Genomic DNA, 22,162 nt, shown 5'->3' with positions numbered 1-22,162 from the left:
CGGGCTTAGTTCAGCAGCTTAAGAATATGGGTATGCGCAAGACCGAGCTACACACCGGCTGGACCGTCCGCGCGACCGGCGGACCGGTCCCGCCGGAGATCGCGGAGCGCACGGTGCCCGCCACCGTCCCGGGCACCGTGCACACCGATCTGCTCGACGCCGGTCTGATCCCGGACCCGTACCTCGGCGAGAACGAGGGGGCGCTCGCCTGGTTCCACCGGACCTCCTGGCGGTACGACACGGTGCTGCGCGCCGAACCGGCCGCGCCGGGGGAGCGCCTCGACCTGGTCTTCGACGGCCTGGACACCGTCGCGACCATCGAGCTGGACGGCGTGGAGATCGGCCGGACGGCGAACATGCACCGCGGGTACCGGTTCGACGTGAGCGCGCTGGTCACCGGCGAGGACCAGACGCTCACCGTGCGGTTCGCGTCCGCCCTTGAGTACGCCGAGCGGCTGCAGGACGAGATCGGCGAGCGGCCCCGGCCGTACCCGCACCCGTTCAACGCGGTGCGCAAGATGGCCTGCTCGTTCGGCTGGGACTGGGGTCCCGACCTGCAGACGGCCGGCATCTGGAAAGCGGTCCGGCTGGAACGCTGGCAGACCGCGCGGATCACCGCCGTCCGCCCGCTGGCGACCCGTGACCATCTGACCGTGGTCGTCGACGTCGAGCGGGCCGCCGGCGTGAACCTGGTCGCCGAGATCTACGTCGGCGAGCACGGCCGGCGCCGCCTGCCGCTGCCCGCCGCGGCCGGCTCCGGAACGGTCGAGATCGACGTGGAGGACGCCCCGCTCTGGTGGCCGATCGGGTACGGCGACCAGACCCTCGTCCCGATCACCGTGAAGCTGCTGTATCAGGGCGACATCCTGGACCGTTTCGATTCGCGGGTCGGTTTCCGCGATGTGCGGCTTGACGAGACGCCGGATGAGCACGGGTCGGCGTTCACCCTTGTCGTCAACGATCAGCCGATCTTTGTGCGGGGACTCAACTGGATTCCCGACGATCATCTGCTGACCCGGATCACGTGTACCACATTGGAGCGCGCGGTGAACCGCGCGGCTCTCGCCAACGCCAATCTTCTGCGGGTGTGGGGTGGCGGCATCTGGGAGAGCGACGATTTCTACGACGTCTGTGACGAGCAGGGGATTCTGGTCTGGCAGGACTTTCCGCTGGCCTGTGCGGCCTATGCGGAGGAGGAGCCGATTCGCTCGGAGATTCTCGCCGAGGCGCGGGAGAACGTCACCCGGCTCGTTCCGCACCCGTCGCTGATTCTGTGGAATGGCGGCAACGAGAACATCTGGGGTCACGAGGACTGGGGCTGGAAAGAGGCTCTCGGCGATTTGACCTGGGGTGCTCGGTACTACTACGAGGATTTCCCGGCGTTGCTGGCCGCACTGGACCCGACGCGGCCCTATCACCCGGGCAGTCCGTCGAGCCCGCTGTCGTCGCAGGCGCATCCCAATGACGACCGTTATGGGACACGGCACGAGTGGGAGGCGTGGAACCGGGAGGACTACACGTTCCACGACCAGTTCGTGCCGCGGTTCTGTTCGGAGTTCGGCTGGCAGGCGCCGCCGGCGTGGGCGACATTGGAGTCGTCGCTGGATGCCGCGGATCTGCGGAAGGACTCGGCGGCGTTTCTGCTGCATCAGAAGGCCGAGGGTGGCAACGCGAAGCTTGATGCCGGGATTACGCGGCACATGCGGCTGCCGGACGATTTCGGGGACTGGCACTGGGCCGCACAGTTGAATCAGGCGCGGGCCACCCGGCATGCGGTGCTGCATCTGCGGTCGCATGCGCCGCGGACGATGGGCAGCATTCTGTGGCAGCTGAACGACTGCTGGCCGGTGACGTCGTGGGCCGTTGTCGACGGGGCCGGCCGGTTGAAACCGGCGTGGTACGCGTTGCGGGCCGCCTATGAGCCGCGGGCGCTGGGATTCGTGGTGCGCGATGGCGGGCCGGTGCTGGCGGCTGTCAACGACAGTGATGCGCGCTGGGAGTCCCGTGCGCAGATCCGGCTCATCGGCTTTGACGGAAAGGTCGTCGAGGAGCGCTGGGCCGACCTCGAGGTGCCGGCGCGTGGCGTGAGCCTCATCCCGGTCGGGGAACCGCTGCCGGTGGGCGACCCGGCCCGCACGGTTCTGGTCGCCGATGCCGGGTCGTTGCGGGCCACGCATCTGTTCGCCGAGGACTACGACCTGGCGTTCGATCCGTCGCCGGTCGAGGTCAGCGTTCGGGCCGTGGATACCGGATATGAGGTGACGGTCAGCGCGTCGGCGTACACAAGGGATCTTGCTCTTCTGGTTGATCGTCTCGCGCCGGACGCGGTTGTCGACGAGATGCTCGTGGATCTGCTGCCCGGCGAGAGCCGAACGTTTTCGGTCACGACGACGGCGACCCTCGACCCCGCCGCGTTCGCGGCGCCCGAGGTGCTGCGCTCAGCGAACTCCCTGACCGGCTGATCGGGGCGGCCGCGGTGAGTGGGCTGGTCGGGTTGGTGCTGGCGGGTGGGGCTGCTGATCAGGTCGGGGTCGAGCCGTTCTTCATGGAGCTCATCGCCGGCATGGAGGAGGCGCTCGGTCCGCACGGCACCTCGGTTCTGCTCCTGGTCGTGCCGGATCGGGAGGCGGAACTCGCGGCCTATGACCGATGGGCCGCCGGTCGCACGGTCTCCGCTGTCGTCGTGGTGAACCTGGTTCATCGCGACGTCCGGCCCGGGCATCTGGCGGCGCTCGGGCTGCCCGCGGTACTGGCCGGCCGGGGTGACGCACTCTTCTCGCGGGTGATCACCGACGACGCTGCCGCGATGGCGGCGGCGATCGATGCGCTGATCGCTCTCGGTCACCGCGACATCGGGCGGGTCAGCGGGCCCACGACCCTCATCCACACCGCTGAGCGGTCCGCCGCCATGTCGGCGGCTGCTGGGGTACGCGTCACCGAAGTCGAAGGCGACTACAGCTCCGAGTCAGGCGTGCGGGGCATCCGGGCATTGCTCGCGGCGGATCCACGGCCGACCGCGGTGATCTTCGACAACGACGTGATGGCGGTCGCGGCGGAGCAGGAGCTGGCCCGGGCCGGCATCCCGGTCCCGGCCGCGATGAGCCTGCTGGCCTGTGACGACTCGCCACTGTGCGAGCTGGCGACGCCACCGTTGTCGGCGTTGAGCAAGAACGTCCACGAGCACGGCCTGATCCTGGGCGAGGCGATCCTGGCGGCGCTCGGCGGCGCGGCGCCGCAGGATCGCGCGGGCCCGGCGGTCCGCATCCAGCTGCGGGAGAGCACCGGCCCCGCCCCGGCCTGAACGGCTAGTGGACCAGGGTGATCCGGCCGGACTCCAGGTCGTACCGGGCTCCGACGACCGCGGTGTGGCCGGCCTCGACGCTTTCGCGGACGATGTCGCTGGTCTCCAGCAGGGCTTCGGCCTGGGCGCGGACGTTGGCGCGGACCGCGTTCTCCACGCCGTCCGGGTCGTTCACGTACGGGGTGACGATCGGGGTCAGCGCCGCCACGATCGCCGCGATGTGGCCGGGGGCGGTGCCGCCGGTGCGGACCGCGTTCAGGGTGGCGGCCACCGCGCCGCAGCGTTCGTGGCCGAGGACCACGATCAGCGGCGGGACGAACTCCTCGACGGCGTACTCGATGCTGCCGAGCAGCAGGTCGTCGACGATGTTGCCGGCCACCCGGTTGTCGAAGATGTCGCCGACACCCTGGTCGAACAGCACCTCGGGGGAGACCCGGGAGTCCGCGCAACCGAGGACGATCACGAACGGGTCCTGGCCGGCGGCGGTTTCGCGTACCCTCGCCAGGTTTTGATGGGGGTGGCGCGGGTGACCGGCGGCAAAGCGCCGGTTGCCCGCCAAGATCGCCTCCAGGGCCGCGCGGGGTGTTTCCGGAGCCTTGGCGGTGGTGGCCGAGGCGGCGCCGGGCAGGGTGAGCGACCCGGCGAGAGCTCCACCTGCGGCGAGTAGCGCGCGGCGGCGGAGCGAGGTGTGCAGCATGACATCTCCAACCATCGAAGGGTGACGACACATCCTGCATCCGGACATCGATGGATCGCAGTGAACTATCGCTTGCGCGACAGCGGACAGATCGTTTCGCTGGAGTAAAGTGCGGCCATGACCAGCGAACTGTCCATTCAGGTGGTGGGCTCCGGGGTGGACGAGGAGGAGATCGACAGCCGGACACGGGTGTTGCTCGCCGAGATCCGCGAGGCCGATGTGGAGGACGTCGTCCGGGGTGACGGCGGGGTGCTGCCCGGTGGGGCCAAGGCGGGCGAGGTGCTGGCGGTGGGCACGCTCGTGGTGACCCTCGGGCCGATCGTCGTGCAGTCCGTGATGGACATCGTGGCGTCGTGGCTGAGCCGGCAGCCGAGTGAGATCGCGGTGGAGATCGACGGCAAGCGGATCGAGGGGACGAACTTCACGAAGGCGGAGCGAAAAGCGCTTGTTGACGCTTTTGTGAAGAGCCTCGACCAGTAACCCATGGGTTTCTCCGGTGTGCAGTTGCGTGATTTCCAGACGGCCGTTCTGGATGCCTATCCCGGTTCGGATGGGCTTGAGCGTCTGGTTTTCTACGGTCTCGACCGGCAGTTGTCGAACGTCGTCGACCTGCGCAATCCGCTCCCGGTGGTCGTTTTCCAGTTGATTCAGGCGGCGCGGAGTGAGGGCTGGCTCGAGTCGTTGATCGACGCGATTCTTGAGGACCGTCCGGGGAATCTGGCGCTCAAGAGGTGGGCGGAAACCGTGCGGCCGCCCGTTCGGGATTCCTCTCGGGACTCTTCTCGGGACTCTTCCCGGGACTCGACGGATTTCGGTTCGCCTGGTGCTGACCGGCATGCGCTGATCGTGGCGACCTCCCGTTATCAGGATGCCGGGCTTCCGCGGCTGCGCGCCGCCGCCACTGATGCCGCCGGTTTGGCCGAGGTTCTCGGAGATCCGGTGCTGGGCGCATTCGCCGGGACCGTGGTGGAGAACGGCAGCCATGCTCAGATCAGCCGATCGATCGACGACTTTCTGTCCGCGCGGCGTTCGGTCGAGGTGGCTCTGATCTATCTGTCCGGGCACGGGCTGCTCGATGATGCCGGGCGGCTCTATTTCGCTGCCGAGGACACCCAGCGGGACCGGCCGCTCTCCACGGCGATCTCCTGGAACTGGCTGACCGACGTCCTCGACCGGTGCCGGGCCACGCGGCAGATCCTGATCCTGGACACCTGTTACAGCGGTGCGGCGGGCCGGGCTAAAGCGGGCCAGGACGTGCCGGCCGCGGCCCTGCTCGGCGGGCGTGGCCGGGTGGTGCTGACCGCGTCGAGCGCGACGCAGATGGCGTTCGAGGGGGAGCGGGACGACGGGTCGATCTTCACGTCGGCGCTGCTCGACGGCCTGCGCGACGGCGCTGCGGACCGGCTGGGGCGTGGGTATGTCACGGTGCGGGAGGCCTACGATCACGCCCGGGATCTGATGCTGGGGCGGAAGGTCGTGCAGACGCCGCAGATCAACGTGTATCGCGGTGAGGGGGAGATCGTGCTGTCTCGTACTCGTCCGAGGGCTTCATGAGCGCGCTGGTCGGTGAGTCGTTCGCGGTGCCGGAGGTGTATGTCGCCGGTGGGTTTCGGCTGGAGTTGCTGGGGCCGGAGCACAACGAGGCTGATCACACGGCGTGGATGGGGAGCATCGAGCACATCCGGGGGACGCCGGGCTTCGACCGTGGCTGGCCGCCGGTGGGCGGGATGTCGCTCGCCGCGAACCTCGCTGATCTGGAGAGCCACGCTGATCGGTCGGCGCGGCGGGTGGATTTCGCGTATTCGGTGCTCGACCCGGAAACCGGTGACGTGATCGGGTGTGTCTACTTCAAACCTGGTGAGGGTGTTGAGGTGGTGGTGTCGTCGTGGGTGCGGGCCGACCGGGCTGAGTCCGACGAGCCGCTGACCGTGGTGGTGAGCGACTGGCTGGCCGAGCGGTGGCCGTTCGAGGTCGTCCGGTACCGCTGAGGCTAGGGAGCGGTGCTTTAGGGCTCGCACGGACATAACTCGTCGTTTCGGCGACTTCACCGCCCACCGCCGTGAGCGCGGGTTCTCCGGGCCGGCGGTATCGCCTGCTCGGTGGCGGGCTTGTCGCGGGCGAGCCGTAGCTCAGACACGTCATCGACCCTGAATAGCAGGTCTGGACTACGGCTCGCCGGCCTGAGCCGTCGCCCAGGATTGTTCTGGGACCCCGATGACATGTCTGAGCTACGGCTCGCCCCGGCGACTCCAAGATCTGACACCCGCGCCGCGCTCTCATTTCAGCATTCACCCGGCACGTTGACGCCGCGCGGCTTTATACGGCACGAGCTGACGGAGCCGGACGGGTGCCAACGCACGCGCTGACAGAGTTCCCATCGGACAAACCTGATCGTCCTGGCGGGCCCGCCGGTATTCCTCGCCCGTCGCCGCCGGGCTGGTGCCGGCGGCTGGCATGCATCGACCGCTATAACTGCCAACGTACCGACCCCGGCAAATGGGTTTGCGTGCGGGTGGCGGGCATCGGAAGCTATCGGGCATGGAACCGCCCGAGATGATCAATGCCGGTCAGCTAGTTCTGAAGCGCTGGGAGCCCAACTGGGCCGGCGAGCTGACCGCCGCGATTACCGAGTCGCTGCCCGAGTTGAAGCCGTGGCTGCCGTGGGCGACCGACGCCTACGACTTCGCCGAGTCGATGGCCTACATCGAGCGGTCGGTGGACAGCTGGGCCAAGGGCGACGAGTTCAACTACGCGATCTTCACGACCATCGGTGAGTTGATCGGCTCGATCGGCCTGATGACACGGCCCGGACCAGGGGCTTTGGAGATCGGGTACTGGCTGCGGACGCCGTTCGCCGGGCGCGGGCACATGACCGCGGCGGTGCGGGTCCTCGCGCGGGTGGCGCTCACGCTGCCGGGCATCGAGCGGGTGATCATCCGTTACGACGCCGAGAACGTCGCGTCCGGCAAGGTCGCGGAGAAGGCCGGCTTCACCGAAACGCAGCGGATCACCCTCGACCCGGAAACCCCGATCGGGTCCGGCACGGAGATCATCCGCGAGCTTCGCTCCTGATCATTTTGGTACGCGCAAAGGCCCGGCCGTTTCCGGCCGGGCCTAGTGCCGATCGTCAGCCGACGTAGAGCAGGCGGTTCGGGGAGCCGCTGCCCGGGCTGGTCACCACGCCCGTGGTCGCGTTGTTCACGATGGCGGCGTTCACCGTGGTCACCGACGCGCCGGGGTTGGCGGCCAGGTACAGCGCGGCGGCGCCGGCCACGTGCGGCGACGAGAACGAGGTGCCGCTGCCGGTGTAGGTGGCGGTGTTGCTGGTCCGCCACGCCGACGTGATCGAGACGCCGGGCGCGAAGAGGTCGAGCACCGAGCCGTAGTTGGACCAGCTCGCCTTCGCGTCGTTACGGTCGGTCGCGCCGACCGTCAGCGCCTGGGTGACCCGGGCCGGCGACGTGTTGGCCGCGTTCACACCGGAGTTGCCGGCCGCGATCGCATACGGAATCCCGGCCGTGATCGACCGCCGGACAGCGGCGTCCAGAGTGGTGCTGGCGCCGCCGCCGAGGCTGAGGTTCGCCACCGAGCGGCCGGGAACCGCGTTCGCCGTCACCCAGTCGATGCCGGCGATCACCCCGGCCGTGGTGCCCGAACCGCTGTTGTTCAGCACGCGCACGCCGACGACGCTGGCGCTCTTGGCTACGCCGTACGTGCTGCCCGCGGCCACGCCGGCCACGAACGTGCCGTGCCCGTTGCCGTCCTGCGCCACCGCGTCGTTGTCGACGGCGTCGTATCCGTAGCTGGCCCGGCCGCCGAAGTCCTGGTGGCCGATGGTGATGCCGGTGTCGACCACGTAGACGGTGACGCCGCTGCTCGGGCCGTACGTGTAGGTCCCGCTCAGTGGCAGGGCACGCTGGTCGATGCGGTCCAAGCCCCACGGGGCGGAGGTTTGCGTGTCGGTTACGCGTACCGTCTGGTCTGCCTCGACGGTGGCGACCGACGGGTCGGCGGCGAGCCGCGCAGCTTGACGCGCGGTGAGCGTGGCGGTGTAACCCTCGATCGCGTGGCCGAAGACCCGGCCGACGTCGCCGCCGTAACGCTGAGCGAGCCGGTCGGCGCGGGACCGGTCGATCTGGTTGCCGTCCTTCAGTGTGATCAGGTAGGTGCCGGCGATCGCGGTGGGACTGTCCGCGTTCAGGACGGTGCCGGTGGCCTCGGCGGCGGACGGGGTGACGGCGACGGCGAGAGCGGTGCCGACCAGGACGGCGGCGGCACGGGTGGCGGTGGGTCGCATCGGTTCCTCCAGTGGCTGGGATTGACGCCTGCCAATGAAGCTAGGGGCCTGTTTTTAATCGACGATCAACGATTCGTCAGGGTGTTGATAGGGAGTTGTTGCTTCCATGTGCTCTGTATCCTCTAGCGAAACGCTGTTTCTTCTGGGTAGGGTGCCGGGATGGCGATCACCGAAGAGTCCGAGCAGATCAAGCAGGTGACGGCCTATCCGGGGCGTCCCCCGGTCGCCGTCCGTCGGGGCACTGCCGCACCGTTCGGCTGGTGGCCGGCGATCTGCGTGGCGCTCGTCGCCGCTATCGACCGGATTGAGTACAACCTGCTGGCCGGCGCACTGCCGACGATCCAGGAGGAGTTCGGGTTCAGCGACAGCCAGGGCGGCGCGATCGCCACGGCCGGAGCGCTGGCCGCGATCGTGCTGCTGCTGCCGGCCGGGAAGCTGGCCGACACCGGCAAACGGACCTGGACGATCTCGGCGGTGGTCGCGGTCTGGGCGTTGCTGACCGTGGGCACCGGGTTGGCCGGTACCTACGCGACACTGTTCGCCGTCCGGGTTCTACTGGGGGCGGCCGGGCAGTTGTACAACCCGCCGTCGTCCAGTCTGCTCGGGGATCTCTATCCGGGGCCCGGGCGGGCGCGGGCTTATGGGTACGAGCGGATGGCGTACTTCGCCGGGCTGCCTATCGGGGTCATCGCTGGTGGGGCGCTGGCGCAGACTGTCGGGTGGCGTACCGGGTTCTTCCTGGTCGCGGTGCCCGGGGTGATCATCGCGCTGCTGGTGCTGACGGTCCGGGAGCCGGTGCGCGGGGTCGGTGACGGGCTGTCGCGGTGGTACAGCGGGGGGTCTTCTGCTCCCGCGGCTTCTGTCGTCGAGCCGGCCGCGCCCATGCGGGTGCAGCTGGCGATTCTGCTCCGGATCCGGACTCTGCGGTCGGTGATCGTCGGACTGAGCATTCTGTTCTTCGGGCTCGGCGGGCTGTTCTTCTGGATGCCGTCGTTCTACACCCGCGAGTTCGGTCTCGCCGAGGCGTCGGCGGCCGCTGTCGGCGGCGGCGCCGGGCTGGTTGGGATCGTGGGGGGCATCCTCGCCGGTAGCTGGCTCGGCGACCGTCTCCACGAGCGCCGGGTCGCGATCGGTGGCTGGGCGTTGCTGTTCGGCACGGTGTTCCTGGCCGGGGCGATCAGTGTGCCGGTGCTGGTGCCGCAGGCGATCTGCTTCACGCTCGCGAACGTCGGGTTCGCCGCGGCCATCGCCAACCTGACCGCCGCTAATGCTGATGTGGTCGCGGCCCATCGGCGGGGGTTGGGTTTCGCGGTGCTGCAGCTGCTGGTGACACTCGGCGGCGCGCTGGGTCCGTGGCTGATCGGTCTGGCGTCGGACGCCACCGGGTCGCTGAGGTGGGCTTATACCGTGGTTCTGCTGCCGCTGGTGATCGGCAGCTTGATCGTTCTCGATGGGCAGCGGACCTATCAGAAGGACGCGGCCGCGGCGCTGGGCAGCGACCCCGTCTCCGATTCTGCTTAAAGGACTATGCGGTCGGCGGCACGCTCAGATGACGGTAGTGCCGCCGTCGGCGACCAGTTCCATCCCGTTGACGTAACTCGAGTCGTCCGACGCCAGGAACAACGCGACCGACGCGATCTCCTCGGGACGGCCCATCTCCCGCCGCGGAATCACCGACTCGAACTGCGCCTTGAGCTGCGCGTCCATCACCGACTCCATCATCGGCGAAGAGACCTGGCCCGGCGTCAGCACATTCACCCGGATCTTGCGATCCCTCAATTCAGAGACCCAGACCCTTGCGTACGCGGGAAGCACCGCCTTGCTCGCCGCATAGACACTCCAATCGGGGTAGCCACGCAGTGACGCGTTCGACCCGGTCATGAAGATCGAGCCGCCGTCGTTGAACAGTGGCAGCGCCTTCTGAACCGTGAACAGCGTGCCGCGCGCGTTCAGCGAGAAGGCGTCGTCGAACTGCTTCTCGGTGATCTCGCCGAGTCTGCCCTGCTCACCCGTCCCGGCACTGGCCCACAGCACGTCGATCGAGCCCTTGTCTCGTTTGACCGTCGCGAACAGGCGGTCCAAGTCGTCGAGGTCGGCCGAATCGGCCTGCACGCCGGTGACGTTGCGGCCGATCAGCGCGACGGCCTCGTCGAGCGCGTCCTTGCGCCGGCCCGAGATGAAGACGTGAGCTCCTTCGTCAACGAACAACTTCGCACCGGCCAGCGCCATCCCGCTCGTCCCGCCGGTGATCACTGCGACCTTGCCATCGAGCTTGCCCACGAGCACTCCTTCGTTATGTACACCGATCTGCGTACTTAACGTAGCTGCCGGTTCGATCGGGCGCAAGCTAAGTACACTGAGTCGTACCCGAGTGGGTTACGCTGGGCGGGTGACAGAGGTGGAGAAGGGGCCGCGGGGGCTGCGCCGCGGCCGGGGTGCCCGGGAGCGCATCGTCAGCGCGTCCCAGCAGCTGTTCCGCGAGCAGGGCATCAACGGCACCGGCATGGACCAGCTCTGCGCCGCGGCCGAGGTGTCCAAACGGACGCTGTACCAGCACTTCGCCGGCAAGGACGAGCTGATCGCCGAGTGCCTGCGCCGATTCGACCCGGACGTCCTGCCCGAGGTCTTCGACCGCGCCGACCTGACACCGCGCGAGCGGCTGCTGGCGGTGTTCGAGGTGCACGCCCCGCTGTGCCCGTTCATCGCGGCGGCCGTCGAGATCCCCGACCCGGAGCACCCGGCGCGGGTTTACGCTCGCGATTACAAGGTGGCTTTCGCCGCGCGGCTCACCGAGGCGGCTCGCGAGGCCGGGGCTCGTGAGCCGGAACAGCTCGGCGAGCAGTTGGCGCTGCTGCTGGACGGGGCCTCAGCCCGTACCCGCGTCCTGAACGCGGAGACGTTGTCCACTGCGGCCGCCATCGCAGCAGTCCTGGTCGCCAACGCCATCCCCACAACACCGACACCCGCACCGACGCCGACACCCGCACCGACGCCGACACCGGCATCGGCGACATCGGCGGCGGCACCGACGGCGGCACGGGCATCGGCGCCGGCGACATCGGCGGCGGCAGCGGCCGGCGCAGGTGCGGTCACCGCTGATCCCGCATCGCACGGGCGCGCCTGAGGACCAGCCGGTTTCGTCCCGATACGTGTGGCTCGCAAGGCGCTTGCGAACCCGCAGCCGCGCTGAGTTGGCGGGCCGCGGCGTGTTCTGGTGCCGGCGTCTCTCGTTGCCAAGCGCCGAGCCGTAGCTCAGCCCTGTTATGGGACTGCGATTACGTGGCTGAACTACGGCTCGTTCCCCTGGGCCGTAGTTCAGCCACGTTATGAGGGTGCGGTGACAGGGCTGGGCTACGGCTCGTGCCCTTCGGCCGTCGTTCGGTCACGTCGTGAGGGTGCGGTGACGTGGCTGGGCTACGGCTCGGTTGGGTCACCCGGCGATGGCGTCCGGGTTGCCGGTCGGCGGGGGCCGAAGTCGACACGCGGTGAGCGGCCCGCTGATGCGTGTCGACTTTGGGTGCATAGAGCACCTGAAGTCGACACGGGCGGGTTGCTTGCGGTGTGCGTGTCGATTTTGGGTACGTGTGGAGCCTGAAGTCGACACGGGCGGGTTGCCTGTGGTGTGTGTGTTGAGTTTGGGGGCGTGGGGAACCCCTAATCGACACACTTGTTGTGGGATGTGGGGTGGGTGGGGGTTGCGAGCAGGGCGAATGCTGTCAGCAGCAGGGCCAGTAGGGCTGCTACGGAGATGACGAAGCCTCGGTCCCAGCCTGCCGGGGCCAGGGCCCAGCCGGAGGCGACGGCCATCAGGATCTGGATGGAGGGGTGGCAGCTGCAGTGTTGCGGGGAGCTGTTCGCGGTCGGTGATGAGGTCGCCTGGAAACTGAAGGAGCCTGATCTCGCATGGCTGGAGCGGGCGCTCGACCCCGGGACGGCGATCCTCGCACCCCTCGGCCACGCCGGGCGCTGGCCGGAAGAGACTGATGAGCTTCGCTTCGATGGCTATCTTGTGGACCTGATACGTTCGCACGATGGGCCCTTCGGACGGGATCAGCGGCTTCACCTCTGAGGGCGCCCGTGAGCGTTTCGACGGGGCTTATCGCCAAGCCTTGGTCCGGCTCCTGCCCGGTGCGGACACCCCGATCCCGGTGGAGACCAGCTTCGGGACGGCCGTCGCCTATCGCAGCGGCGCCGGCACCGGCACGCCGATTGTGCTTCTGCCGGGGGCCGGTGGGAACGCAGTCACTTGGTACCACTATGTAAAGGACCTCGGCGCCACGAACCCGGTGATCGCTCTTGACCCGATTGGTGAGCCCGGTGCGGCCCGGCAGACTCGGGCGATCGCCACTGAGCGTGACGTTGTCGGTTGCCTGGACGAGACCCTGGATGGGCTCGGGCTGGACGGCGCGCATCTGGTCGGAATGTCGTACGGCGGGTGGGCGGCACTGCGTTATGAACTTGAGTATCCCGGCCGAGCCTCCAGCCTCACCCTGCTCGATCCGGGTGGGTTCGGGGCGATCGGGGCGCGGTTCTGGATCTGGCTCATCGCCGGTGGGCTGGCCGGGATCAGTCCGCGGCCGGTGCGGCGCCGGCTCGCTGGGCCGGTGAGGAACGCCACGTTGCGTGACGACGAGCTGATGCCGCTGTTGCCTCTGACGATGAAATTCCGGCGCCGGTTACCCGTACCCACGCCGCTTGGGGATGAGGATCTCCGGGCGGTGACCGTACCCTCGCTGGTTTTGCTGGGTGAAAAAAGCGCGCTTTATCCGGCTAAGGAAGTCGCGCAGCGACTGGCTCGGGTCATGCCGGCGGCGACGGTGGAGATCGTTCCGGGGGCGTCGCATGATCTGCCGGTGCATTCGCCGGACCGGGTGGCCGACCGGATCAAGGCGTTTGTGGCCGGATGAGAGACTCGTGGGATGGCGCAGGCGAGTAACCGTCATCTGGCAAACGAGCTCCTGGCGAGCGTGTCCGGGAAGCTGCCGGGCACTCCGGCGGTGATCGCCGCTGCGCATGCGCATGCGGTTCTGGCGCTCGCCGACGAGGTCGCGGCGCTGCGGCAGCTGCTGCAGAGCGAGGCGGAGCAGCCGCGGCCCTAGCCATAGGGTGACCGGGTGTCGCGATTCGAGGAATTGTTCACCCAGCATGTGGCCACCGCTTTCGCCCGGCAGCTCGCCCTCGCCGACCTGATCGGGGAGTGTGACTGGCAGCTTGATCTGACCGAGGGCGTGGCGACGTTCGGCGAGGATCTGCGCTACCCGGTTCAGCTGCTCGGCACCGAAAGCCATGGGGATGGGACCTGGCTGTGGGCCTGGGCGAACACCGGCAGCAACCTGCCGGCGCAGGTGGTCCATCTGAGCGAGTGGCTTCGAGGGTACGGCGACTATGCCGGCGTGACCGAGTTGACCGAAGCGTCGTTCCCGCTGGAGCGGGCTGATGGCGCGCGGCTGGCGTTGATCGCGTCCGGGTTGACGGGCCGGTGTTATTACCGGGGGCCTTATGACGGCGGGGCGGTGTTCTTCCATGTGGAGGGGTTGCCGCCCGCACTGATCGAGCCGGTGTCGCCCGAACGGGCGTTTCTGGTGCTCGGGCAGGTGATTCAGGCGTTCCCTGTGGATCACCGGGCGATGCTGCTGGCGTTCTTGGAGCAACAGGGATGGTCGATCGGTGAGGACGGTCCGGGGTTGGTGGTGGGTCATCACCCGGGCGGGAGCGAGATGCGGGTGGAGTTCGACGAGCAGGGGCGAATCGAGCGGGTGTCGGGCCAGATTCAGCCGGCCTGAAAAACGATCGCCGGGTCGGCCGCAGGGGCGTGGAAGAGCGCCAAGGCGGTGCCTTCCTCTTCGATGGCGGCTTTCTCGGTAGCGCGTAAAACCCGAAACGGGCGGATGGTCACGACCACTTCTCGCCGGCTGACGACGATCCGCCACGTCGCTGCCACGAAGCCGTCGAGCAGGATCGAGCGGGGCTGCTCGTTGTTGTCGCCGCCCCAGCCCTGTGCCGTGTAGTCGGTGTCGCCGGTGATGCGGGTGCGGTCGGCGTGCGACAGCAGCAGGTTGTCGAAGTCGTAGAGGAAGCGGGCCGGCGCCGGGGTGTCCGGGTCCGGCCGGGGTGCGTCGGGCAGGTCGAACAGCTCACGGCCGTCGTCGCCCTTGAAGGTGATCAGTTTCGGTCGCAGGGAGTCGGCGACTTCGGCGAGGCGGGTGAGGCCGGACCACTGCTGGGCGTCGCGTACCGTCGCCGGGCCGAAGGCGGCGAGATAGCGGAGGAAAAGATCTTGCGGCGGCTTTTCAGCAAGCCCGGAAGCCAGCGGAGCATGCGCCGCCTTCCCGCTACGCCCCCACATCCCCCGCGGCGGCATCTGCACGAGCGGCATCCACATCCGCGCGGCCTGTGCGAGGGCATTCGGATCACGGCCGGGGAACGACGGGGCGAGGGCCTTGCCCAGCTCGCTGAAGGTCATCGGGCGCTCGTCCAATGCCGCTACGGCAGCTGACACCAACTGCGCCCGGTCCAGCTCCCGCAGATGCCGGCCGAAAGCGCCCATCGTGCTGCGAATGATCGCCGGCTCGACCAGCGGCCGCAGCCACCGCGCGTCGTCCACGGTGACCAGGTGGATCGTCGAGCGCATCAGCGCCATCCGGACGATCTCGCCGCCCTCCAGCAGCGCCGACGTCTCGACGGGGGAGTAGTCGCGCAGCCGGCTCCACAACCCCACGTACCAGGTGTGCGGGGTCTGCGCCTGGAGGCCGCCGAGCCGGGTCAGCGCCTCCGGGACACTCAGATCGGCGCGCTCCAGCAGCAGTTGCCGGGCGAGGGTGGCACGGTTCAGAGCGCGGCGATTCACACCCCGACGCTAGCCGCGATTGCGGTCAGGAATCGGCCGGAAGGATCGCGATCTCGCTGTAGAAGTGGTTGATCTTGCGGATCGCCGACTCGAACGAATCCAGATCCATCGGCTTGGAGACGTAAGCGTTGGCGTGCGTCGCGTAACTCGCCGTGATGTCCGGTGCTGCCGTCGACGTGGTCAGCACGACGATCGGGATGCTCTTCAGGTCGTCGTCGTTCTTGATGTCCCGGAGCACCTCGTGGCCTCCCATCCGCGGCATGTTGAGGTCGAGCAGCACCAGATCGGGGCGCGGGACGCCGGCGTACCGGCCGCGTCGGCGCAGGAAGTCGAGCGCTTCGCGGCCGTCCTCGACGGCGTGCACGACCGGCGGCATGTCCACGCCGAGCAGGGCTTCCTCGATCATCATGGTGTCCGCCGGGTCGTCGTCGACGACCAGGATGTGCTGCAACCTCGAGAGCCCGGACATAGCCGGAGACAATATCGCAGGGTGATCACCTAGGATTTGCCGCCATGGCGCCCGAAGTTCTGCCGATGCGGCCGATGACCGCCGGGGAACTCCTCGATGCCGGTGCCGCCCTGCTGCGCCAGCGCGCTCTGCCGCTGGTCGCCCTCGCCGGGCCGCTCGCTGCCGCCGAGCAGGTGATCCTCGGCCGGATGCGGGAGAGCGCCGGCCTCGACGCACCCACGTTCATGCCGGACTTCGGCGATTTCGGCGGCTGGTGGCTGATCACGGCGGTCGGCTTCGGGCTCGAGGCGACGATCATCGCGCTGCTGGGTGCCTATGCGGGTGCGGCCGCCGGGCCCGCTCTGCTGCGCCGGCCGGTGCGGCATCGGGACCTGTGGGCGCGCACCCGGCCGCTGCCGGTTCTGGTGGTCGCCGTCGTCGCCGGGCTGATCGCGGCGGCCGGCGCCTATGTCGGGTTCGTGCCGTGGCTGATCCTTTACGGACTCATCGGGATGGCGACGCCGGCGCTCACGCTCAACCGGGTGTCCGGGCCGCTGGCCGCTTTCGGCCGGTCCGCGCGGCTCGCTGTCCGGGACGGGGTGCGGCCGGCGCTGCTGCGGCTGCTCGCGTACTTCACCTGGTTCATGGTGCGGTTCGCGCTCGGGACGGCGTGGGTCATGGTCGCTTCGCAGGCCGGGTGGACGGTTGGTAATACCGTGCTCGCCTGGGTGGTCCCGCTCGCCTGGGGCCTGGCCAACACGGTCGCCTATCCGGCGCTCGCCTGCCTGGACGCGGTGCTGCTGGTGGAGGCGCGGATTCGGACCGAGGGGCTGGACATCGAGATCGCACGGGAACGCGCGCGTGGCGGCGACGGCTCGTCCGCGCTGGTGGACGCCGCATGACCCGCGGTTACGACGCGTGGATCGCCGACGTCCTCGACGTGATCCCGGGCCGGACCCTGCTGCTCGGACTGTTTCTGATCACGCTGGTCGGATCCGTGCTCTGGTACTCGTTTCCGGCCTGGGTCCCCCGCCGCTGGCCGTCGTTCCGGCTGCCTGCCCTGCCGCGCCTACCTCGCCGCCGCCGGAAGAAGTCAACGTCAAATTCCGATCAAAAGCCTCCTTCGGTACGCGTGAAAGCACCGAGTTTCCAACCGGATGCCAACGTCCTCGCGTCCGAGGGGCGTTACGACGAGGCGATCCGTCAGCGGTTGCGGGACACCGTCATCGACCTGACCCGGGCCGGCGTCGTCTCCCCGGAGCCCGGGACCACGGTGGCCGAGCTCGCCGACGTGACCGCGCTGAACCAGCCGGTGGCGGCACCGGCCATGGATGCGGCGGCCGCGTTGTTCTCCGAGGTCTGGTACGGCCGGCGTGAGGCGGGCCCGTCCCACGACGAGCACATGCGGCGGCTGACCGACGAGGTCCGCTCGTCCCTGGGCGGTCCGCGGTGAGCTTCTGGAACCCGCTCACCCATCGGCGGATGCGGGTGGTGCTGCCGTTCGCGCTGCTCAGCGTGCTGGTCTTCGGGACGCTGCTGGTGCACCGCCTCGAACAGGCGGATCCGGGCGATCCCGCGTACCTGAGCCCGGGCGCGAGTGAAGGCACCGGGAGTGACCGGCTCGCCGCCGCGCTTCGCGCGCGCGGCGTCGCGGTGGACGAGGCGACGACGTCGGAGAACGCTCTTGATCTGGTACGCAAGAGCCCCGGCGCGACGCTGTTCGTGCCCGCGCCGGCGTTTGTCGACCTGCAGAATCTGATCGGAACGGTGAGCCTGCCGACCGGCACCCGGATCGTCGTGGCCGGCGCCGAGCTGCGTGATCTGGAACGGACAGGCTGGAACGTCAACCACACCGGTACCCGCTGGGCGGCGAAAGCGGTCAGCGCCGGCTGCACGATCCCGCTGCCCGGCCCGGCCGCCGTGCTGCGCCACCGGTACGAGGCACCGGACGGCACCGTTTGCTTCGGCGGCGGGCTGGCCGCGTTCACCGACGGGCCGGTCACGATCGTGCTGGTCGGGGCGGCCGACCCGTTCCGCAACGACCGGATCGGCGAGCACGCCAACGAGGAGTTCGCGACCACGGTCCTCGGCGGTGACCGGGTCGTCTGGCTGAGCCTGCACCAGCGGGAGAACGCCGAACCGGAGCCGTCGCCTTCCGGCTCCGATCCCTCCTCACCGGTTGAGCAGCCGACCGGCGACTCGCAGGCCACGCCGGGCCCGACCGTCCCGCCCACCGATCTGCCGCCGGCCGCCGGTGGCGGGCAACCGCCGAAACCGCCGCTGTCCGAGGCGTTCCCCACAGCGTTCTGGGCCGCCCTCGCGCTGATCGCGATCACTCTGCTGGCGTTCGCCGCGGCGGCCGCCCGGCGGCTCGGCACCCCGGTCGCCGAACCGCTGCCGTCCCGGGTACCCGCGCACGAGACGATGCTCGGGCACGCCCGCCTCTACCAGCGGGCCCGCGCCCGCCGATCGACGCTGGACATCCTGCGGACCGCGGCCCGGCGCCGGCTCGCCGACCATCTCGGCCTGCCGCCGGATGCGACCAGCGACGAGATCGCCGAACGGGCCGGCCTCGCACCGGACCACGTCCGCGACGTGCTCGACGGGCCCGCGCCGCAGAACGACACGGCCCTGGTGGCGGCCGCGCAGAACGTGGAGAAGCTGGTGCATGACGTCATGCGCCGGCCTGATGAACTCGATGAAATCGTTGAAGGAGAACCGTCGTGACCGCCGAATCCGAACAGGCCCGCCTCGCCCTGAGCCGGCTGCGCGCCGAGGTCGGCAAGGCCGTCGTCGGACAGGACGCGGTCGTCGGCGGCGTCATGGTGGCGCTGCTCTGCGGCGGACACGTGCTGCTCGAAGGCGTACCCGGAGTGGCGAAGACGCTGCTCGTGCGGGCCGTCGCGGCGGCGCTCGCCCTCGACACCAAACGCGTCCAGTTCACCCCGGACCTGATGCCCGGCGACGTCACCGGCTCGCTCGTCTACGACGCCCGCAGCTCGGCGTTCAACTTCCGGCCCGGACCGGTCTTCACCAACCTGCTGCTCGCCGACGAGATCAACCGCACGCCGCCGAAAACCCAGGCCGCGCTCCTCGAAGCCATGGAGGAACGCCAGGTCAGCGTCGACGGAACCCCGCGGCCGCTCCCGCAGCCGTTCCTGGTCGCGGCCACACAGAACCCCATTGAGTACGAGGGAACGTACCCGCTTCCCGAGGCACAGCTGGACCGGTTCCTGCTGAAACTGGCCGTGCCGCTTCCCGAGCGCGACGACGAGCTGAACGTGCTCCGGGCCCACCATCACGGCTTCGACCCGCGTGATCTGAAGGCGGCCGGGATCACCCCGGTGGCCGGGCCGGCCGACCTCGCGGCGGGGCGGGCGGCCGTGCAGCGGGTGTCGGTGGCGGAGCCGGTTCTCGCGTACATCGTCGACCTGTGCCGGGCCACGCGGCAGACGCCCGCGCTGGAACTCGGCGCGTCACCCCGTGGAGCGACCGCCCTGCTCGGGATCGCCAAGGCGTACGCGTGGCTGTCCGGGCGGGACTACGTGGTGCCGGATGACGTGAAGGCGTACGCCATCGCGGCGCTGCGCCACCGGGTACGCCTGCGTGCCGACGCCGAGCTCGACGGCGCCACCGTGCCGGCGGTGCTGGCCGGGGTGCTCGCCGCCGTGCCCGCGCCGCGCTGATGGTCACCCGCCGGTTCGCGCTGATCCTGCTCGCCGGGGTGCCGCTTCCCGCGCTGCTGCCTGCCCCGTGGATCGGGTTGCTGATCGTGCTCGGGTTCGCCGTGTGCGTGGCGGGTCTCGACATCGCCGTCGCCGGGCCGCTGACCGCGGTGCGGCTGTCGCGGTCGGGGGATCGCACGGTGTGGCTCGGCGGGACCGCCACCGTTTCGCTCACCGTTGTTAATGCCGGGCGGCGGCCGCTGCGGCTGCATCTGCGGGACAGCTGGGTGCCGTCGGCCGGGGCATGGCCGTCGCGGCATGACGTGTTTCTGCCCCGGGGGACGCATCAGGATCTCGTGACCAAGCTGAATCCGGTGCGGCACGGGGATCGGCCCGCTGTCCGGGTCACTGTGCGGTCCATGGGGCCGTTCGGTGTCGCGTACCGACAAAAAAGCCGCAAGTGGAACGCGGCGATCTCCCCGGCGTGGGTTCTGCGGGTTCTGCCGCATTTTCCGTCGCGCCGGATTCTGCCGGAGAAGCTCGCTCGGATGCGCGTTGTCGAAGGCTCGTCGGTCACGCGCGGGCGCGGGCACGGCACCGAATTCGATGCTCTGCGGGAGTATGTGATCGGCGACGACGTGCGGTCGATCGACTGGCGGGCGAGCGCGCGGCACAACGACGTGATGGTGCGGACGTGGCGGCCGGAACGTGATCGCCGGGTCGTGTGTGTGATCGATACCGGTCGGACGTCGGCTGCCCGGGTAGGGGACGCGCCACGTCTTGACGCCTCGATCGACGCTGCTCTGCTGCTGTCGGTGCTGGGGGTTCGGGCCGGCGACCGGGTGAGTCTGTTCGCGCTGGATGCCGTGGTGCGCTCGTCGTTGTCGTCGTCCTCCTCGCAGGCTTCGCTCGGCCGGTTGATCGACGCGATGGCGTCGCTGGAGCCGGCCGCGGTCGAGACGGACTGGTCGGCGCTGGCTACGTCGCTGCTCCGGCGTGATCAGAAGCGGTCGCTGGTGGTGATCTTCACAGCGCTGGAGCCGGCGCCGATCGTCGAGGGTTTGCTGCCGTTGCTGCCACGGTTGACGGCCCGGCATCAGGTGGTGGTGGCGGGGGTGCGCGATCCGTCGGTGTCACGGCTGGTGTCGTTGCCTGCGTCGCCGGGGGCGTTCGATGTGCACGCGGCCGCGGCGGCGCAGCGGGTGCTGAGCGAGCGCGACCGGGTGCGCGAGGTGCTGAGCCGCTTCGGCGCGATCGTGGTCGACGCCGACGCGGGCGACTTCGCCGGCAAGGTAGCCGACGTGTACTTGCTGCTCAAGGCAACAGGCCGCCTCTAGAGCACCGGGTTTGCGGGCGGCCGGCTTGTGCTCGTGGTCGTGCTGGGACCGGAAACGCGACCACAAGCGCGAGCCGGCCCGCAGCCAGAGCCCGGCTGTACGTTGCGGTCGCCACGCTGTGCAGCCGGCAGCCGTGAGCGCCAGCCGCGATCCGGCTGTACGTTGTGGTCGCCATGGCGTGCAGCTGGCAGCCGTGCGCGACAGCGGGTTGGGATCTTGGCGGGTATTGCCTGCGTGGGGACCGCTGGTTGCCTGGATGTCGGGTTGGTGGGTTGTGGGCGGCGGGTCTGGTCGTGCTGGTGGGCTGCGGCAGGTCGGCTTGAGCTGAGTGGCGTTGTTCGGCGGCCGGCTTGTGCTTGCGGTCGTTGTTTCGGCCTGTACGCGACCGTAAGCACAAGCCGGACGCGACCAGTCGGAATTCGGCTGTACGTTGTGGTCGCCGTGGGTGACAGCTGGCAGCCGTGAGCGACAGCCGTCGGGCGCTGGCTGGCGCTGGCGGTCGCTTTGGGCTGCTGGGTGCGGGTCAGGGGAGGGGCTTGCGGAGGATGTAGTTGAGGCCGAAGGTGGTTTCGCTCGTGCGGATGTCGGTGTAGCCGAGGCGCTGGTAGAAGCCGTGGCCCGTGATGCTGGCGCCGGTTTCCATGTGGTCGAAGCCTTCGGCCGCGGCCAGGGACTCGATGTGGGTCATCAGCCGGCGGCCTATGCCGCTGCCGATCTGGTCCGGGCGGACGAACATCGTGTAGACCTTGTTGCCGTCTCGGGAGACCGTGCCGAGGATCTGGTCGGATTCGGCCACGAACATCTCGCGTCGGGCGGCCAGCTCCTGGACGCGCGCCGGGTCGAAGTGGGCGGACATCGTGTCGATGACGTCGGGCGGGTAGTCGCGGCTGTTCACGTCGCGCAGGCACGCGCGGATGACGGCGGACACGGCTGGAGCGTCCTCGGGCCGGAACAGCCGGATCTGCATGCGGCCAGCCTAAAGGACCACATCGATGGGCGATCTAAAGGACAGCATCGATGGACACTTGACGGTCGTATCGATGGCCGGCTCAGGGAACGTTCACAGAGGACCCAGGGCCTCCTCGCGGGCGGCCGGCAGGTTCAGGGACTCCAGCACCGTGAGGAGCTGGCGTTCCTCGTACCGGAAATGGCTCTCCATGATGGCGCCGATGCCGTCGAGATGTTGGTGCAGCTCGTCGGGGGCCGCGGAGCGGTCCACGGCGGCGGTGAGGCCGGTGAGCAGGTACGCGATCATCGAGTGGTCCTGCTCCAGGGCACGCAGCACCGGGCGCAGATCCGGGCGGGCCGCGGCGATGGCGGGGAACAGGGTGCGGTCCTCGGCGCGGTGGTGGCCGTCGAGGGCCGCGCAGAAACCGCGGCAGTACAGCAGCAGATCGCCGACGGCGGCGACGGTCGCGCCGGGGTGATCGAGGGAATCACGGGTGAGCTGCAACGCCTCGCGCAGGCGGGCGTGCGTGGAGCGCATCTCCTGGGCCCAGGCCACCAGCCTGGTCGTCTCGCGGTCAGACACGCGAAGACGAAGGGCACGACGACACGGTCGGTCTCCTTC

The 22,162-nt window shown here is 69.3% G+C and carries 24 protein-coding genes; 17 read left to right on the top strand and 7 right to left on the bottom strand.

Annotation, left to right across the window (positions count from 1 at the left end; all coding sequences use genetic code 11):
- Nucleotides 1-32 precede the first annotated feature (32 nt).
- Nucleotides 33-2,462 (top strand): glycoside hydrolase family 2 protein, encoded by a 2,430-nt coding sequence (locus B0I29_RS47475; protein WP_181557884.1) that lies wholly within the window; start codon nucleotides 33-35, stop codon nucleotides 2,460-2,462.
- Between the two features lie 14 nt (nucleotides 2,463-2,476).
- The gene (locus tag B0I29_RS19955) at nucleotides 2,477-3,301 is read left to right on the top strand and encodes a substrate-binding domain-containing protein (RefSeq protein WP_111650513.1); all 825 of its coding nucleotides are present in this window, start codon (nucleotides 2,477-2,479) and stop codon (nucleotides 3,299-3,301) included.
- A gap of 4 nt (nucleotides 3,302-3,305) precedes the next feature.
- Here the strand turns inward: B0I29_RS19955 and B0I29_RS19950 are convergent, their stop codons facing one another.
- The gene (locus B0I29_RS19950; protein WP_111650512.1) at nucleotides 3,306-3,998 is read right to left on the bottom strand and encodes a carbonic anhydrase; all 693 of its coding nucleotides are present in this window, start codon (nucleotides 3,996-3,998) and stop codon (nucleotides 3,306-3,308) included.
- A gap of 117 nt (nucleotides 3,999-4,115) precedes the next feature.
- Here B0I29_RS19950 and B0I29_RS19945 point away from each other — a divergent pair, with 117 nt between their 5' ends.
- The 4 genes from B0I29_RS19945 to B0I29_RS19930 all read left to right on the top strand — a co-directional run bounded on the left by B0I29_RS19945 (nucleotide 4,116) and on the right by B0I29_RS19930 (nucleotide 7,070).
- The gene (locus B0I29_RS19945; protein WP_111650511.1) at nucleotides 4,116-4,478 is read left to right on the top strand and encodes a hypothetical protein; all 363 of its coding nucleotides are present in this window, start codon (nucleotides 4,116-4,118) and stop codon (nucleotides 4,476-4,478) included.
- Between the two features lie 3 nt (nucleotides 4,479-4,481).
- Nucleotides 4,482-5,552: a caspase, EACC1-associated type gene (locus B0I29_RS19940; RefSeq protein WP_111650510.1), complete on the top strand. Its 1,071-nt coding sequence runs from the start codon at nucleotides 4,482-4,484 to the stop codon at nucleotides 5,550-5,552.
- Nucleotides 5,549-5,986, top strand: coding sequence for an N-acetyltransferase (locus tag B0I29_RS19935; RefSeq protein ID WP_111650509.1), 438 nt, complete (start codon nucleotides 5,549-5,551; stop codon nucleotides 5,984-5,986). Before B0I29_RS19940 ends, B0I29_RS19935 begins: the two co-directional genes overlap by 4 nt.
- A gap of 550 nt (nucleotides 5,987-6,536) precedes the next feature.
- Entirely contained in the window at nucleotides 6,537-7,070 is a 534-nt protein-coding gene (locus B0I29_RS19930) for a GNAT family N-acetyltransferase (RefSeq protein ID WP_111650508.1), read from the top strand.
- A 55-nt stretch (nucleotides 7,071-7,125) separates the two neighbouring features.
- Here B0I29_RS19930 and B0I29_RS19925 read toward each other — a convergent pair whose 3' ends face one another.
- Nucleotides 7,126-8,295 (bottom strand): S8 family peptidase, encoded by a 1,170-nt coding sequence (locus B0I29_RS19925; RefSeq protein WP_111650507.1) that lies wholly within the window; start codon nucleotides 8,293-8,295, stop codon nucleotides 7,126-7,128.
- A gap of 159 nt (nucleotides 8,296-8,454) precedes the next feature.
- On the opposite strand from B0I29_RS19925, the gene B0I29_RS19920 reads away from it, so the two are divergent.
- Nucleotides 8,455-9,816: an MFS transporter gene (locus B0I29_RS19920; RefSeq protein WP_111650506.1), complete on the top strand. Its 1,362-nt coding sequence runs from the start codon at nucleotides 8,455-8,457 to the stop codon at nucleotides 9,814-9,816.
- A 24-nt stretch (nucleotides 9,817-9,840) separates the two neighbouring features.
- On the opposite strand, the gene B0I29_RS19915 is transcribed toward B0I29_RS19920, so the two are convergent.
- Nucleotides 9,841-10,575, bottom strand: a complete 735-nt coding sequence (locus B0I29_RS19915; protein ID WP_111650564.1) for an SDR family NAD(P)-dependent oxidoreductase — start codon at nucleotides 10,573-10,575, stop codon at nucleotides 9,841-9,843.
- 109 nt (nucleotides 10,576-10,684) lie between these two features.
- Between B0I29_RS19915 and B0I29_RS19910 the strand changes: the two genes are divergently transcribed.
- The 5 genes from B0I29_RS19910 (at nucleotide 10,685) to B0I29_RS19890 (ending at nucleotide 14,078) form a co-directional block, all read left to right on the top strand.
- The gene (locus tag B0I29_RS19910) at nucleotides 10,685-11,419 is read left to right on the top strand and encodes a TetR/AcrR family transcriptional regulator (protein ID WP_111650563.1); all 735 of its coding nucleotides are present in this window, start codon (nucleotides 10,685-10,687) and stop codon (nucleotides 11,417-11,419) included.
- A gap of 624 nt (nucleotides 11,420-12,043) precedes the next feature.
- Entirely contained in the window at nucleotides 12,044-12,364 is a 321-nt protein-coding gene (locus B0I29_RS45790) for a DUF6578 domain-containing protein (RefSeq protein ID WP_311733604.1), read from the top strand.
- The gene (locus B0I29_RS19900; protein ID WP_111650505.1) at nucleotides 12,327-13,202 is read left to right on the top strand and encodes an alpha/beta fold hydrolase; all 876 of its coding nucleotides are present in this window, start codon (nucleotides 12,327-12,329) and stop codon (nucleotides 13,200-13,202) included. Before B0I29_RS45790 ends, B0I29_RS19900 begins: the two co-directional genes overlap by 38 nt.
- A gap of 12 nt (nucleotides 13,203-13,214) precedes the next feature.
- Nucleotides 13,215-13,394, top strand: coding sequence for a hypothetical protein (locus B0I29_RS19895; RefSeq protein WP_111650504.1), 180 nt, complete (start codon nucleotides 13,215-13,217; stop codon nucleotides 13,392-13,394).
- A 15-nt stretch (nucleotides 13,395-13,409) separates the two neighbouring features.
- The gene (locus B0I29_RS19890; RefSeq protein ID WP_111650503.1) at nucleotides 13,410-14,078 is read left to right on the top strand and encodes a DUF6882 domain-containing protein; all 669 of its coding nucleotides are present in this window, start codon (nucleotides 13,410-13,412) and stop codon (nucleotides 14,076-14,078) included.
- Here the strand turns inward: B0I29_RS19890 and B0I29_RS19885 are convergent.
- Both B0I29_RS19885 and B0I29_RS19880 read right to left on the bottom strand, forming a co-directional pair.
- Nucleotides 14,066-15,142 carry a winged helix DNA-binding domain-containing protein gene (locus B0I29_RS19885; protein ID WP_111650502.1) on the bottom strand — a complete coding sequence of 359 codons (1,077 nt, stop codon included), beginning with the start codon at nucleotides 15,140-15,142 and terminating at the stop codon, nucleotides 14,066-14,068. The two genes, B0I29_RS19890 and B0I29_RS19885, sit on opposite strands and share 13 nt — an antisense overlap.
- 25 nt (nucleotides 15,143-15,167) lie before the next feature.
- Entirely contained in the window at nucleotides 15,168-15,611 is a 444-nt protein-coding gene (locus B0I29_RS19880; protein WP_111650501.1) for a response regulator, read from the bottom strand.
- A 44-nt stretch (nucleotides 15,612-15,655) separates the two neighbouring features.
- On the opposite strand from B0I29_RS19880, the gene B0I29_RS19875 reads away from it, so the two are divergent.
- Genes B0I29_RS19875 through B0I29_RS19855 form a run of 5 tightly spaced genes read left to right on the top strand, consistent with a single transcriptional unit; the run spans nucleotide 15,656 to nucleotide 20,592 of the window.
- Nucleotides 15,656-16,492: a hypothetical protein gene (locus tag B0I29_RS19875; protein WP_111650500.1), complete on the top strand. Its 837-nt coding sequence runs from the start codon at nucleotides 15,656-15,658 to the stop codon at nucleotides 16,490-16,492.
- On the top strand, nucleotides 16,489-17,043 hold the full coding sequence (locus B0I29_RS19870; protein ID WP_111650499.1) for a DUF4129 domain-containing protein: 555 nt from the start codon (nucleotides 16,489-16,491) through the stop codon (nucleotides 17,041-17,043). The genes B0I29_RS19875 and B0I29_RS19870 overlap by 4 nt, the downstream gene beginning before the upstream one ends.
- The gene (locus B0I29_RS19865) at nucleotides 17,040-18,317 is read left to right on the top strand and encodes a DUF4350 domain-containing protein (protein WP_111650498.1); all 1,278 of its coding nucleotides are present in this window, start codon (nucleotides 17,040-17,042) and stop codon (nucleotides 18,315-18,317) included. The genes B0I29_RS19870 and B0I29_RS19865 overlap by 4 nt, the downstream gene beginning before the upstream one ends.
- Entirely contained in the window at nucleotides 18,314-19,276 is a 963-nt protein-coding gene (locus B0I29_RS19860) for an AAA family ATPase (protein WP_111650497.1), read from the top strand. Before B0I29_RS19865 ends, B0I29_RS19860 begins: the two co-directional genes overlap by 4 nt.
- On the top strand, nucleotides 19,276-20,592 hold the full coding sequence (locus B0I29_RS19855; RefSeq protein ID WP_111650496.1) for a DUF58 domain-containing protein: 1,317 nt from the start codon (nucleotides 19,276-19,278) through the stop codon (nucleotides 20,590-20,592). Before B0I29_RS19860 ends, B0I29_RS19855 begins: the two co-directional genes overlap by 1 nt.
- A gap of 523 nt (nucleotides 20,593-21,115) precedes the next feature.
- Here B0I29_RS19855 and B0I29_RS19850 read toward each other — a convergent pair.
- Both B0I29_RS19850 and B0I29_RS19845 read right to left on the bottom strand, forming a co-directional pair.
- On the bottom strand, nucleotides 21,116-21,559 hold the full coding sequence (locus tag B0I29_RS19850; RefSeq protein ID WP_111650495.1) for a GNAT family N-acetyltransferase: 444 nt from the start codon (nucleotides 21,557-21,559) through the stop codon (nucleotides 21,116-21,118).
- A gap of 93 nt (nucleotides 21,560-21,652) precedes the next feature.
- The gene (locus tag B0I29_RS19845; RefSeq protein WP_111650494.1) at nucleotides 21,653-22,123 is read right to left on the bottom strand and encodes a hemerythrin domain-containing protein; all 471 of its coding nucleotides are present in this window, start codon (nucleotides 22,121-22,123) and stop codon (nucleotides 21,653-21,655) included.
- Nucleotides 22,124-22,162: the final 39 nt, after the last annotated feature.

This window comes from Actinoplanes lutulentus (genome assembly GCF_003259845.1).
Taxonomy (GTDB): Bacteria; Actinomycetota; Actinomycetes; order Mycobacteriales; family Micromonosporaceae; genus Actinoplanes; species Actinoplanes lutulentus.
Note: the sequence above shows the minus strand (reverse complement) of the source record. Positions and strands in the feature narration are given on the sequence as shown.